Below are 14,173 nucleotides of genomic sequence, written 5' to 3'. Positions count from 1 at the left end.
AACATTGTCCCTACGGCGGGTTTAGAGGGTGCCCTCCGTCGAACAAAGTACCTGCCTATTGTGCCAGAGATCCCCCGAACGCGCGATCTGGCGCCCGGTCCGCGCTGGTCAGCGCAGGTACTTCTCGAACCCCTTGGGCAGGTTCAGGTCCTCGGGCTTGAGATCCTTCGAGCCCGCACCGAAGCTGGAGCCGTCCATCCGCTTGGCGGCACCCTGGGTGCGCTTGAGCTCGGCCTCGCGGGCCTCCTGGGCCGCCTTGGCCGGGTTCCCGGACTTTTTCTTGGGCTTGGGCGCAGGCTTGCGCTTCTTCGACGCCCCTCCGCCGGCGCCCATTCCGGGCATCCCGCCCATCCCCGGCATTCCGCCGCCGCCGGGCATCTGAGGCATTCCCCCGCCCCCAGCCATCTTCTTCATCATCTTCTGCGCCTGGGTGAAGCGCTCCAGAAGCTGGTTGACCTCCGAGACATGTACGCCGGATCCCTTGGCGATGCGCGCCCGGCGAGAGCCGTTGATCACCTTGGGCACGTTGCGCTCATAGGGGGTCATCGAATAGATGATCGCCTCCACCCGGCCGATCGAGGACTCGTCGAACTGCTCCAGCTGCTGACGCATCCCCTGGGCGCCGGGCATCATGCCCAGCAGCTTCTTCATCGAGCCCATCTTCTTGAGCTGCTGCATCTGGCCCAGGAAGTCGTCGAGGGTGAAGTCCTCCTGGTCGGCGAACTTCTTCGCCATCTTCTCGGCCTCGCCGCGATCCCAGTTGGCCTCGGCCTGCTCGACCAGGGAGAGGATGTCTCCCATGTCCAGGATCCGGCGCGCCATCCGGTCCGGGTGGAAGACCTCGAAGTCCTTGAGTCCTTCTCCGGTGGAGGCGTACATGACCGGCTTGCCGGTGACCGAGGCGACGGAGAGGGCTGCACCGCCGCGGGCGTCGCCGTCGAGCTTGGTCAGCACCACGCCGGTGAAGTCGACGCCCTCGTTGAAGGCCTGGGCGGTGGTGACCGCGTCCTGGCCGATCATCGCGTCGATCACGAAGAGCGTCTCGTGGGCGCCGACCGCAGCCTTGATGTCTGCGGCCTGACGCATCAGTTCGGCGTCGACGCCGAGCCGGCCGGCGGTGTCGATGATGATCACGTCGTGCAGCTTGTTGCGCGCCTCGGCGAGCCCGTCGGTGGCCACCTGGACCGGGTCTCCGGTGGCGGCCTCGAACTCCGATGAGACCCCTGGGTGCGGGGCGTAGACCGGGACACCGGCGCGCTTGCCGCCGACCTGCAGCTGCGTGACCGCATTGGGTCGCTGCAGGTCACAGGCGATGAGCATCGGGGTGTGGCCCTGATTCTTCAGGTGATGCGCCAGCTTCCCGGCCAGTGTGGTCTTGCCCGCGCCCTGCAGGCCGGCGAGCATGATCACGGTCGGCGGGTTCTTCGCGAAGGCCAGCTCGCGGGTCTGCCCGCCGAGGATCCCGACAAGCTCCTCATTGACGATCTTCACGACCTGCTGACCCGGGTTCAGCGCCTGGGCGACCTCGGAGCCGAGGGCGCGCGCCTTGACCTTGGCGATGAACTCGCGGACCACCGGCACCGCGACGTCGGCGTCGAGCAGCGCCCGGCGGATCTCCCGAGCGGTGCCGTCGATGTCGGCCTCGGAGAGCCTTCCCTTGCCGCGGAGGTTCTTGAAGGTCGCGCTCAGGCGATCGGAGAGGGAGTTGAACACGTCTGGGATGTCCCTTGGGTCGTGGGTGGTGGCTGCGCGGCCCGGAGCAGCGTGCGTCCACCGCGCAGTGGATGTACCGAGGCTCTAGAGTATCAATGTGCGATGGACAGACCTTCCCCCCAGTGACACCGCCTCCCAGACCGCAGAACGTCCGGAGCGGGTCCCGGCCACCGACGCGGCGATCCTCGAGGCCGCCAGGAAAGCCCACGTCCAGGCCCTGGGCGCGGTGGAAGAGGCCCATCGCGCGGCGGCGCGCTCCTGGTCCGCGCCGACACAGGACTCGATGGCCGGCAGCCTGCACACCCGGCACGCCGGCGCGCACCGCGAGCGCGCCGAGGCCCTGGCCGAGTCCGCACAGGCCCTGACGGGGTCCCCTCGGGCCCTGAAGGGGTCCCCCGCGCTCCCTGGCACCCCGGCGAGCGCCGCGCCGGACCACACCAGCCCGGCACAGGACCATGCCAGCCCTACACATGACCATGCGGGCCCGACACCGGACCACGCCGGCCATGCCCCTGCCGATATGCCGACCCGGCAGTGGGCCCAGGCGCTGGACGCCGCCACGAAGCTGCCAGACCCGGAGGCGGGCATCTCCAGGCCCGCGCTGACCCTGCGCGTTGGTCTGGTCGCTGGAGCTCGGCTGCACGCCGGATTCTTCGGCCTGGCGGAGCTGCGAGAGATCACCGCCGAGGACTGGGAGACCGAGCTGAAGCAGATCGACCTGCTGCTGATCGGTTCCGAGACGGAGGAATCAGCGGAGTTCCTGCTCGAGACCCTGATCCCCGCGGCCCGGGCTCGCGGCCTGAGCGTCGTCCTGGTGGTCACCTCCGGCCCCGCAGTCGGCCCCAGCCTGAGCATCGCAGAGCGCTGCTCGTACATCTTTGCCACAGACCATGAAGCCGCGGAGGTGTTGCGAAGCCGCTGCTCCGACGCGATCCCGGTGGAGGTGATCCCGCATCCGGTGAGTCCGTTGCTGCACTCCCCGGTGGGGACTCGTCCCGCGCGCAGCTCGCTGATCGCACTGCTGGGCACCGAACAGCGGCGGCCCGCCGCACATCTGGAGGAGCCGGAGTTCATCCCGCCGCTCTTCGACGGGGCCCTGGGCTCCGGACGGCCGACGGCGCTGCTTCCACCGCACCTCACCCCGAGCTTCACCCGCGGTCCGGCTCCGGACCCACGACCGAACCACTGGGCGATCCCCCGGGACTATGCCCCCTGGACGCTCACCCGTGCGGAGGCCGCCACGCTCGAGTCCCCGGAGACCGCGGCCAGACTGCAGCGCGCCCTCGACGTCGGGCTGGCGGTGAACGCCGTGATGGACTCGCAGGCGGTCTTCGATCCCCAGATCCTGCAGCTCCAGGCCAGCGGGACCATGGTGCTCTCCACCTATAACCAGGGCGTGAACTCCTATTATCCGCAGGTCCATATCGCGAACTCGGCGGAGGACGTCGCCAAGACCCTGGAGACGATGACCTTGGACGAGCTGCGCCGGGTCCAGGCGGACGGGATCCGGAAGATCTTCACGGACCATCACGGTGCCGAGGTGCTGAGCCGGATCGTCCAGGCCGCCGGAATGGAGGCCGAGGTGTGCCGGGAACGCATCCTGGTGGTCGCCGATGAGCTCACCGAGCAGCTGCGCGCGGACGTCGCCTCCCAGACTCACCCAGCCAGCACGGTCACCACCTGGAGCCAGCTGAGCGCCCAGGGCAGCGCGGGCACCGAGCTTCTCCACGCAGGCGTAGACATCCTGGTTCCGCTCAGCGCGGCCCGGCGCTACAGCCCGGAGTACCTCGCCGATCATGTCGCCGCCTTCCGGTACCAGTCGGCGGCGGTGACCACGAAGCTCGACGGCGACGCCGCCTCCACGGACGACGCCGCCCATCAGCGCCGCCGGGGTGTCACCGATCTGGGACTCTCCGCCTGGTGGCGGCCAGAACTTTCCACCGCCCTGTCCCCGGAGCGACTGCTCGAATCCCTGGAGTCGTCCCCAAGCTCAGCAGCTTCGCCGCTGCCGGTCTACGCCATCGATCATCTGGGGCACCGCCGTGCCGGTGCCCGGCGTGAGATCATCCGCGAGCGGGGAACCGAGCTGGCGCAGGCTCGAGAGGAGTTCCGCGCCACCGCCGAGACGCTGGGACTCGAGCTCGCCGTCATCGTCCCGATCTACAACAACGGGGACCATCTCAGGCATAAGGCGTTCGCCTCGCTGCGCCGATCCGGGATGTTCGAGAAGATGCATGTCCTGTTGATCAACGACGGCTCCACCGACGCCTCCACCGTGGACACCATCGAGGAGCTCGCCGCGACCTGGCCAAACGTCTCGGCGTTCCATCATGGACTGGGCGGGTCAGGCTCAGCCTCCCGTCCGCGCAACACCGGGCTGGCGCTGAGCTTCACCGAGTTCCTCACCTACCTGGATCCCGATGATGAGGAGCTCGAGGACGGCTACTGGGAGCTGCTGGAGCGGCTGCGAGGGGCTGAAGAGGCTGACTACGCCCTGGGGACCATGGCGGTGTGGACCCGCAAGTATGGGGTCCATGACTACCATGAGTGGTTCCAGCCCGGCGTCGAGCACCGCGACGGTCTGCACTGGCCCACCCAGGACGCCCTGCAGATACTGAACTTCCGGCCTGCCTCCATCGAGGCGCTGGTGGCGCGCACGGCCTGGCTGCAGGGCCTCGGGCTGGTGCAGCCCGAGGGCGCCGTGGGACAGGACAGCTACTTCTTCCAGCAGATGTTCTTCCACACCCGGGCCTATGTCCCGGTCTACCGCCCGGTCTACACCTACTACGGGGCGGTGGAGACCTCGATCGTCAACGTGATCTCACCGAACTACTTCCGCAAGTACCTGATCCTGGAGCAGGATCGTGCGGCCTGGCTGCGCGAAGTCGGCCTGTTCGAGGTCTACCTCGAGCAGCGCTTCGAGTCGTTCTTCGTCTCCTGGTATCTGCAGAAGTACCGTCGTGTGCTGCCTCACGACCGCGACGAGGCGGCCGGTGTGCTCCGGGAGCTCATCGCCGCATACGGAGAGGTCCGCTGGAGAGATCCTCGTGGACTGGACTTCTTCCACAGCCCCGAGGGGCGACCATGATCACCCAGACGAGCAGCGCCGGTTCCTGAGTCGGAACCCAGGCACAAGCAGAGCGCCCGCGAACCGGCCGGGCACCATCGAAGTGAAGGACGTGGAAGACGATGACCGAGACCGAGAAGACCACCATCGACCCAGCGGCGCAGTCCGACCTCAGCGAGGACACCCGCGAGGTCCTCGTCGAGCTGCTCACCCAGCACCAGGCGCTGCTGACCGAGCTGCGCTGGGCCTATGGGCAGCTGGAACGCCTCCAGGAGGTGGATATCGCCGCCCTGAAGCAGCGCGTCTCAGAACTCGAACAGCGCCGTTCCCGCGGGAAGACCGCACTGGCGGCCTCAGCCACCGCCTCGTCGAAGATGCGCAAGCGCGTGGAGTTCGCTCTGCAGCACCCCGATAAGGCCGCGCGGGCGGCCGGACGGAAACTCTCCCGGCCCTTTGAACGGGCCGCCCGACGAGCAGGGCTCAGCCGGTGACACCCCGGCCGGACCACATCGGTCCGCACCCGCGCCAGGTCCGCCTGGAGGCGGGCGCCGCTGCGATCACGCGGCTGCTCATGGCACCGGATCCGGCGCGCGCCCTGCGCCAGATGGGCACCCTGGAGCTCTTGGGCCCAGAACCGGGCAGCCCCTTCGCCCGAGGCGCGAGAGACGCCTCGGACCTGCTCGAGCGCCTCGAGCCGGCCATGCGGGCACTCCCCGCCACAGAGTCCGGGATCTCCCGACCGGCACTCCCGCTGCGCGTGGCCGTCGTCGACGACGAGGCGACCCGCTGGGTCCTGCACGGTGCAGCCCGGGTCCGCGGGTTCAGCGGCGCCGAGCTCAGCTCCGACCCGGCGCTGCTTGAAGGGATCGACCTTCTTGTGCTGACCCCGGTGAGCGTGGGAGCCCGCTTCAGCTTCCCGGCAGAGGGCGTCAGCGAGGCCACCGAGGACGAACAGGCGGCCCGGGTCCAGCGGCTGCTTGGCGAGGTGCTCCCGCACTGCGCGCGACGTGGAACACCGGTGGTCTTCTGGGACCGCACGACGCGCAGCACCACCGCCGCCGGCCGAGAGATCGCCGACGCCTGTGAGCAGGTCTTCGCCGTGTCCCAGGAGGCCGTCCGCCGCTACGCGGACTCGCGGGGCGAGGCGTCCACGGTTACCCGTGTGCCGATGGTGGTCAACCCGCTGCAGAACTCCCCGCTGGGCTCTCGCAACACCCACTCGGAGGTGATCGCGATGGCCGGGGCGCAGGTCCCCCAGAGCCCCCGCGATCTGCGCCTGATGGCGGAATGGATCCTCGACGGCATCAGCGCCCAGGGACTCCCCGCGGCGCTGCTGCGCCAGGACGGGAGGGACACCTTCCCCGCAGGGGTCGGAGCCGGGTTCGCCGCCCGGCACTGGCCGCTGCTCGTGGAGAACCCAGGAGCCGAGACCCTGGCCGCCCTGGACAGGGTGACCGACATCGGCATTGTGCTCAACGAGGTGATCAGCTCCCAGACGCTCTACGATCGGCGCATCATCGAGCTGCAGGCCGCTGGTTCCCTGGTGATCAGCGGCTACAACCAGGGCGTGAACTCCTACCTGCCGCATGTCCAGATCCCGCAGTCCGCCGAGGACGTCTCGGCCGCACTGGGATCACTGAGCGTCGCGGAGCTCAGACGCGTCCAGGGCGACGGGATCCGCACAGCTTTCATCAACCACCACGTCTGCGACGTGCTGGAGACCATGTGCGCCGCCGTCGGCCTGCCTGCCGCGCAGCCCACCGAACGGGTGCTCGCCGTGCTTGATCAGCCTGCGCCGGCCCGGGGAGCCGAACACCTGGGAGCCGCGGGCGCGGGAGCCGCAGGCCCGGGAGCCGAATACCAGGGAGGAACCGCACGCACCACGGGCAACCACGAGCTGGATCCGGTGCTGCGCGGCGAGCTGGCCTCCCAGACCCACGGAGCGGTCCCGCTGACCACCTGGGATCAGCTGCCCGCCCGCCATGGCAGCTATGACATCCTGCTCCCGGTCTCCACCAGTCGGCACTACTCGCCCACCTATGTGGCGGACATGGTGGCGGCGTTCCGCTACCAGGGCGCCGGCGTGGTCTCCAAGCTCGATGGCAGCGCGGAACAGACCGGGCATGCCGCCCAGCGCCACGCATCGGCCACCCATGCGGGTCTGCCCGCGGACCTCACGGCGTGGTGGCGTCCTGCTGCCGAAGCCACAGCCAGCCCCGCTGCGCTGCGCAGACACGCCGCCGAGGAGCGGGTCTTCTTCATCGACCACCTCGGACACCACGCCCGCGGGGACCGGGCGCGCCGAGACCGCCCGGCGCTGCTGGTCGATGAAGATCTGCAGGCGACCTCACGGCGAGCCGCCGAGACCGCGCGCCGGCTCGACCTGGCCCTGACCGTGATCGTTCCGGTCTACAACAACGGCGATCACCTGCGGCATAAGGCCTTCGCGTCGCTGCGCCGTTCATCCATCTTCGAGAAGATGCACGTGCTTCTGGTCAATGACGGGTCCACCGATCCGGTCACAGTGGACACCGTGGAGGAGCTCGCCCACAAGTATCCGAACGTGACCGCCTACCACCATGGAGGTGGCGGCTCCGGCTCGGCGTCGCGACCACGGAACACCGGACTGGAGCTCACGCACACACCGTTCGTGACCTACCTGGACCCGGACAACGAGGCGATCCAGGACGGCTTCGCGCAGCTGCTCGAGGACATCTCGGAGCACCAGGACGTGGACTTCGTGCTTGGTGATATGACGCACTGGGCCAGCCGGTTCGGCCGTCTGCGCTACAGCGAGCTGCTGCGCGAGACGCTGGCGGAGCACCAGGACCCCTCAGGCACCATCACCGTTCCGCGGGACGCTCTGGAGAAGCTGCACTTCCGTCCGATGGGGATCCAGACGGTCGTTGCTCGCACCAAGTGGCTCAAGGCCTGCGGACTGCAGCAGCCGGTGGGCGCGGTGGGGCAGGACAGCTACTTCTTCCAGCAGATGCTCTACTACGCCCGCCGGGTCCGGGTCCAGGACATCGGGGTGCACACCTACTACTCGGCGGTCAGCGACTCCACCGTTAACACCATCAATCCGGGCTACTTCGAGAAGTACCGTCCCTTGGATCTCGCGCGGTCACAGTGGCTGCGGGAGGTGGGCAAGCTGGAGGCCTACCGGGAACTCCGACTGGAGCCCTTCTTCGTGAGCTGGATGCTGCCGAAGCTGCGCCGACTCGAGGCCGAGCCCGCGGACTGGCGCTTCGCCGCCGAGACCCTGGCGGATCTGCTGGGCTACTACGGGGACCACCAGTGGACCACCCCGGAGGCTGTCGAGTTCTGGGAGCACCTGGCGCAGGCTCGGGGGCGCTCCCCCCGCTGAACCCGCCATCCCGTGAGATGGTCCTTCCCCACAGCGGAGCACCCGCCGGGACGCGCTAGGGTCCCTGCAGCGCCGGCTCGATCCGCTGGGCCAGCTCCGCGGTCACCGAGCGGACGAAGTTCTGCGAGACGTGGCTGTTGTCGTTATAGGTGATCGCTCCGCCGAGCACCGCGTAGCAGGTGCCCTGCTCCTCCGAGCAGAGCAGATCCTCGGTCGGGACGAAATGATAGTTCTCAGCCTCGGCGAACACGGTCTCTGACGCTGTGAGCCAGCGCTCGCTCACCCGGGTGTCCTGGAGGTCGTCATTGCAGGCGGCGGGGTCCTCCTCGTGCAGAGCCACGCACTCGGGCAGGGTCTCAGTCTCATTGCGCTCGAGATTGAGCCGGGGAATCTCGCCCATCACCACGACCTGCTTCTCGGCTTCAAGCCAGAACTGGATCGGGGTCAGGATGCTGCGCCCGGCGTCGCTGAGCTCCACCTCGGACTCCGGAAGGTCCACCTCGACGTCGGGGCCCTCGAAGCCTCCGGTCATCTGGCTGCCCGCGATGACCACCGTCTCGACCTCGGGGTCCTCCGCGAGCCGATCCAGGATCTCGAGGTTGGCCTCCCCGCAGGGGTCCTCCGCCTGGACGTAGGTGGCGGCCCGGGGAGTGCAGCTGGAGCGGGTCAGCACCAGCAGGCGCTTGCCGGCGTCCTGGGCGATCTCATCCAGGGCCGGCAGCCACATCGTGGCGTGGGAGTCACCGAACACCGCGATGGTCCCCTCCGCCTGGGCCGCCTCCGCGCCGAGCCAGCACTCCGGAACGCCCTCGTCCTCTGCCTCGGCCTGACAGCCCGGGTACGCCGGCTCCTGGGGCTGGGCGGCGACCTCGGCCGCGGAGGGCGTCAGGCCCTGGGTCCCTTCGAACGGGTCGCCGCACTGGTCTGGATTCGCCAAGGCCCGGTAGCCGTAGCAGGGGTGGTCCTCGGAGAGCTCAGAGGCGGTGAACTCCGCCTCCACGATCTGAACCGAGTAGTGGGCGACGCCGACCACCAGGGCCATCCCGGCCGCAGCAGCGACAAGGGTGCGCCAGGTCGGCAGCAGGACCCTCGCGCGACGCAGCGGGGCCTCGTAGAACCTGGTGCTCAGCGCGGAGAGCAGCACCACGCCGAAGATCAGCGCGACCTTGACCTCCCAGCCCTCGGTTCCCTCCAGCAGGTAGGGCGCAAAGATCAGCACCGGCCAGTGCCAGAGATAGATCGCGTAGGACCAGTCACCGATCGCCGTGGCTGGTCGCAGCGAGAGCCACCAGTGCACCCCGACCCACGGGCTCTTGCCACCGCAGGCCATCAGCAGCACCGTCCCCAGGGTCGGCAGCAGTGCCGTCCAGCCCGGGAACGGGGTGGTCTCGCTGAAGCACCAGGCCGCGGCAAGGATCATCCCCAGTCCGGCCCAGCCGAGCAGGTTCCCCCACCGGCCGCTGAACTGGCTGGACCCGAGGATCAGCGCCAGCAGGGCTCCGAGCGCGAACTCCCAGATCCGGGTCGGGGTGATGAAGTAGGCCTGGGCGGAGGACTCGGCGGTGTAGTAGATCGAGAACGCCAGGGATCCGGCACCGAGCAGACCGATCACCCAGAGGAAGATCGCCCTGGTGTGGTTGCGCGGCACCGCAGCACCCTCGGCACGGGTCCGGACGCGCCGGCTCAGCACTGCGATGCCCAGGACGACCGCGAGGAGCACCGGCCACAACAGGTAGAACTGTTCCTCCACAGAGAGCGACCAGAAGTGCTGCACCGCGGTGGCCCGCTCATCAGCCTTGGAGTAGTCGATCGCGTCCTCGGCCAGGACCCAGTTCTGCACGTAGAGCGCCGAGGCCATGATCTGCCGGCTGGTGCTCTGCCACAGCGTGCTGGGCAGGATCAGCACCGACGCGACAGCGGTCGCGGCCAGCACCAGCAGGCTCAGTGGCAGCAGACGCCGGATTCTGCGCGCCCAGAACTGACCCAGCCGGATCCGCCCGGTCCGGGAGGCCTCCTTGAACAGGTGCGCAGTGATCAGGTAGCCCGAGATCACGAAGAAGACATCGACCCCGACGTACCCGCCTCGCAGCTGCTCCGGCCAGAAGTGGTAGACCACCACCAGCAGCACCGCCAAGGCTCGCATGCCCTGGATCTCCGGCTGGAAACGTTCGCTGCGTGAGCCTCGTCCGGCGGGCTGAGTCACGGTTGTCGAAGCCACGGCCGGGGCAGCTGCAGATGTCTCGCGTGAGGACATGGGCGGTTCCTATCTTCCTTCCACGCTTGACGGCAACCGATCTAAGATATCGCCGTTTTCGGAGAAACCCCGACCCCACACCGATCTGCAGGATCCCAGGCTCCTGGAAGGTAGTGACCGCTTGAACCGGCTGGGATAGACTCGCCTGCTGTCAGCCTCATCGTGCCCTCGGCCCCTCCCGCTCTGGGCATCATCGTGTCGCCTACGAAAGTGGACCGCCTTGCCCAGGAACTTCTCCAGCGTCGGTGTCATCGGACTCGGCTACATCGGACTGCCCACCGCCGCGATCCTTGCAGACCACGGCGTCACCACGATCGGCATGGACGTCTCTGAGCGCAATGTCGCGGCGGTGAACAAGGGCGAGGTCCCCTTCGTGGAGCCCGGCCTGCGCGAGGTCCTGGAACGTGCGGTGAGCAGCGGCACACTGACCGCGACGACGCAGACACCCACGGCCGAGGCCTACATCGTCGCAGTGCCCACCCCGTTCACCGAGGCACACGCCGCGGACCTCTCTTATATCGAGGCTGCCGCGGATGGGATCGCCGGGAAGCTCACCGGCGGAGAACTGATCATCTTGGAATCCACCTCCCCTCCGGGAGCCACAGAGCATCTCGCGCAGCGGATCCTCGCGGCGCGCCCAGACCTCGGCGCCGAGGACATCCTGGTCGCGCACTGTCCCGAGCGCGTGCTGCCGGGCAGGATCATGGAGGAGATGATCACCAACGATCGGATCATCGGCGGGCTGACTCCGGCCGCCGCAGAGGCCGCCCGTGACCTGTACTCGGCCTTCGCAAAAGGTGAGTTCCTGCTCACCGATGCGCGCACCGCCGAGATGGCGAAACTCACCGAGAACAGCTTCCGAGACGTCAACATCGCCTTCGCCAATGAGCTCTCGGTCATCAGCCACCGACTGGGCATCGATGTCTGGGAGCTCATCGAGCTGGCCAACCACCATCCCCGGGTCAACATCCTCCAGCCCGGCCCGGGAGTGGGCGGCCACTGCATCGCCGTGGACCCGTGGTTCATCGTCGACGCGGCCCCCGAGGAGTCCCGGCTGATCCGCACCGCTCGCGAGACCAACGACGCGAAGCCGGAGTGGGTTCTGGGCCGGATCGAGCAGGCCCTGGAGTCTGCTGGGCCCGCCCCCACCGTGGCGCTGCTGGGGCTCGCCTTCAAAGCCGACATCGATGACCTGCGCGAGTCTCCCGCGCTGCAGATCGCTCAGACGCTGGCCGAGCGCGCCCCACAGGCACAGCTGCTGGCCGTGGAGCCGCATATCCAGACCCTGCCCGCGGCGCTCAGTGGGTTCAGCAACGTGGCGCTGACTGACCTCGATGAGGCTCTGCAGCGCGCCGACGTGGTGGTGCTGCTAGTGGATCACCAGGTGTTCAAGGACCTGCCGGCGGCGCGCCTCGGTGAGGCCGTGCTGATCGACACGCGCGGGATCTGGCGCTGACCTGCTTCGGGGATGAGCTCTCCCGGCTGATGCGCCCGCCCGCGCCGGTCTCCTAGGAGTTCGCCGCCAGGGCCGGTTCCATCCGGGAGGTCAGCTCCGGGATGGTGGAGCGCACGAAGGTCCGCGCGAGGTGGCTGTTGTCCGAGTAGGTGATGGCCCCACCGAGCACCGCGTAGCAGGTGTCCTCTCGGCACACCAGGTCCTCCGTGGGCACGAAGTGGTAGTTCTCCTCCTCGGCGAAGACCTCCGCAGACCGGGTCAGCCAGCGATCCCCCACCTGGGTGTCTTCGAGCCGCTCATTGCACGCGGAGAGATCCCCTTCGTTCAGGGCCACGCACTCCGGGAGGGTCTCCTCGGACTGCTCGTCGTTGCTCATGCGCGGCGTCTCCCCGAAGACCACCACTTCCTTCTCCGCCTCGAGCAGCCGCACGATCGGCTCATACATCGCCAGCGCCGAGTCGTCGAGGTCGTAACGTTCCGCGTCGAGGCCGAGATCACTGCTGGGTCCGCCGAACTCGCCGTGCATCTGACTCGCCGCGATCACCACGGTGTCCACGTTTTGATCCGTGGTGAGCTCATCGATGGCCTCCACGTTGCTCCGGAGGCACTCACTGGAGTCGCCCCCGACCTCCCCGCCTCGGGGTGTGCAGGCGGAGCGGGTCAGCACGAGAAGCTGCTTGTTCTGCTCCTGAGCGATCTCATCGAGCGCCGGCAGCCACATCGTGGCGTGAGAGTCGCCGAAGACCGCGACCGTGCCCTGGGCCTCGGACTCCTCAGCCCCCAGCCAGCACTCCTGGACTCCCGGTGTGTCCTCATCGGCCTGGCAACCCGGGAAGGCTTCTTCCTGGTACTGCTGCGTGACCACTGCCGGGGAGGGCCAGAGCCCCAGATCCCCCTCGAACGGGGAACCGCACTCCTCGGGGTTCGCCAGGGCCCTGTAGCCGTAACAGGGGTGATCCTCGCTCAGCGCCGAGTCCGCGGAGTTGGTCTGCATCGCGGAGACCGCCACGCTTCCGGAGACGATGACCAACACCATGCCAGCACCGGCGGCAGCCATGGTCCGCCAGGTGGGGAGCAGGATCTTGGCCCGGCGGATCGGGGTCTCGAAGAAGCGGGTGCTCAGCGCGGAGAGCCCGATGATGCCCAGGATCAGCAGGACCTTCACGTACCAGAACCTGGCCGACTCGCTGATGTAGGGAGAGAAGACTACCACCGGCCAGTGCCAGAGGTAGATCGCATAGGACCAGTCGCCGATGGCTGTGGCGGGCCGCAGCGAGAGCCACCAATAGATGCCGGTCCCGGGTTCACGCCCGCCGCAGGCAAGCACCAGCACCGTCCCAAGAGTCGGCAGCAGTGCAGTCCAGCCGGGGAACGGGGTGGCGTCGGTGTAGAAGATTGCAGCCCCGAGGATCATGAGGAACCCGATCCAGCCCAGGACGTTTCCGCCTCTGCCGGTGAACTGGCGGGACCCGAGCACCAGCGCCGCGACCGCGCCGAGGGTGAACTCCCAGATCCTGGTGGGTGTGACGAAGTAGGCCTGCGCCGGTGCGGCCGCCGTGTAGTAGATGGAGAAGGCCAGCGAGCCGGCGCCCAGCAGGCCCACCACCCAGAGGAATGTGGCGCGGATCTGCCGGTGTCCCAGCCCCGGTGCCCCGGAGCGTCGCTGCCGGAGGCCCAGGAACAGCAGCGTCAGCGCGAGCAGGACGGGCCAGAGGATGTAGAACTGCTCCTCCACCGAGAGTGTCCAGAAGTGCTGGACGGCCGTGGCGCGCTCATCGGCCTTGGAGTACTCCACCGCGTCCGCCGCGAGGATCCAGTTCTGCACATACAGGGTCGAGGCGATGATCTGACGCAGTGTCGCCTGCCAGGCGGTGCTGGGCAGGATGAACACCGCCGAGATCGCAGTCAGCAGCAGCACCAGCAGGCTCAGGGGCAGCAGACGCCGGATCCGGCGTCCCCAGAACTGACCCAGACGCACTCCCCCGGTCTTCACGGCCTCCTTGAACAGGTGCGCCGTGATCAGGTACCCGGAGATCACGAAGAAGACATCGACACCCACGTAGCCGCCGGTGAGCCGTTCGGGCCAGAAGTGGTAGAGCAGCACCACGAGCACCGCGAGGGCCCGCAGCCCCTGGATCTCGGGCTGAAAGCGCGTCGGGGCCCCGGCTGCAGCTGGCAGCGGGCGGCCTGAGGCCGTCGCCTCTGCCGAGTAGGTCGAAGTCATGCTCACCTGAGTCTCTCGCCTGGTCTTCTCGACGACGCAGCGCCGGATCCACATCTGTCACCGGGTCACCCGGGAGCACTGCTGCCCACCGA

Annotated in this window: 7 protein-coding genes; 4 read left to right on the top strand and 3 right to left on the bottom strand. The window is 68.3% G+C overall.

Annotated elements, in window-relative coordinates; genetic code table 11:
* Positions 1 to 108 precede the first annotated feature (108 nt).
* Positions 109 to 1,713: a signal recognition particle protein gene (gene ffh / locus HNR24_RS02495; RefSeq protein WP_179442591.1), complete on the bottom strand. Its 1,605-nt coding sequence runs from the start codon at positions 1,711 to 1,713 to the stop codon at positions 109 to 111.
* A gap of 97 nt (positions 1,714 to 1,810) precedes the next feature.
* Here ffh and HNR24_RS14220 point away from each other — a divergent pair, with 97 nt between their 5' ends.
* The 3 genes from HNR24_RS14220 to HNR24_RS14215 all read left to right on the top strand — a co-directional run bounded on the left by HNR24_RS14220 (position 1,811) and on the right by HNR24_RS14215 (position 8,147).
* Positions 1,811 to 4,801 carry a glycosyltransferase family 2 protein gene (locus HNR24_RS14220; RefSeq protein ID WP_182494921.1) on the top strand — a complete coding sequence of 997 codons (2,991 nt, stop codon included), beginning with the start codon at positions 1,811 to 1,813 and terminating at the stop codon, positions 4,799 to 4,801.
* A 101-nt stretch (positions 4,802 to 4,902) separates the two neighbouring features.
* Complete coding sequence (locus tag HNR24_RS02485; RefSeq protein WP_058889066.1) at positions 4,903 to 5,271, top strand: hypothetical protein; 369 nt, start codon at positions 4,903 to 4,905, stop codon at positions 5,269 to 5,271.
* Positions 5,268 to 8,147 carry a glycosyltransferase family A protein gene (locus HNR24_RS14215; protein ID WP_182494920.1) on the top strand — a complete coding sequence of 960 codons (2,880 nt, stop codon included), beginning with the start codon at positions 5,268 to 5,270 and terminating at the stop codon, positions 8,145 to 8,147. The genes HNR24_RS02485 and HNR24_RS14215 overlap by 4 nt, the downstream gene beginning before the upstream one ends.
* A 55-nt stretch (positions 8,148 to 8,202) precedes the next feature.
* Here the strand turns inward: HNR24_RS14215 and HNR24_RS02475 are convergent, their stop codons facing one another.
* Complete coding sequence (locus HNR24_RS02475; RefSeq protein ID WP_182494919.1) at positions 8,203 to 10,365, bottom strand: acyltransferase family protein; 2,163 nt, start codon at positions 10,363 to 10,365, stop codon at positions 8,203 to 8,205.
* 256 nt (positions 10,366 to 10,621) lie between these two features.
* On the opposite strand from HNR24_RS02475, the gene wecC reads away from it, so the two are divergent.
* Positions 10,622 to 11,857, top strand: coding sequence for a UDP-N-acetyl-D-mannosamine dehydrogenase (wecC, locus tag HNR24_RS02470; RefSeq protein WP_058889063.1), 1,236 nt, complete (start codon positions 10,622 to 10,624; stop codon positions 11,855 to 11,857).
* A 52-nt stretch (positions 11,858 to 11,909) separates the two neighbouring features.
* On the opposite strand, the gene HNR24_RS02465 is transcribed toward wecC, so the two are convergent.
* Positions 11,910 to 14,081 carry an acyltransferase family protein gene (locus HNR24_RS02465; protein WP_182494918.1) on the bottom strand — a complete coding sequence of 724 codons (2,172 nt, stop codon included), beginning with the start codon at positions 14,079 to 14,081 and terminating at the stop codon, positions 11,910 to 11,912.
* Positions 14,082 to 14,173 lie beyond the last annotated feature (92 nt).

Source organism: Nesterenkonia sandarakina (assembly GCF_014138825.1).
GTDB lineage: Bacteria > Actinomycetota > Actinomycetes > Actinomycetales > Micrococcaceae > Nesterenkonia > Nesterenkonia sandarakina.
Note: the sequence above shows the minus strand (reverse complement) of the source record. Positions and strands in the feature narration are given on the sequence as shown.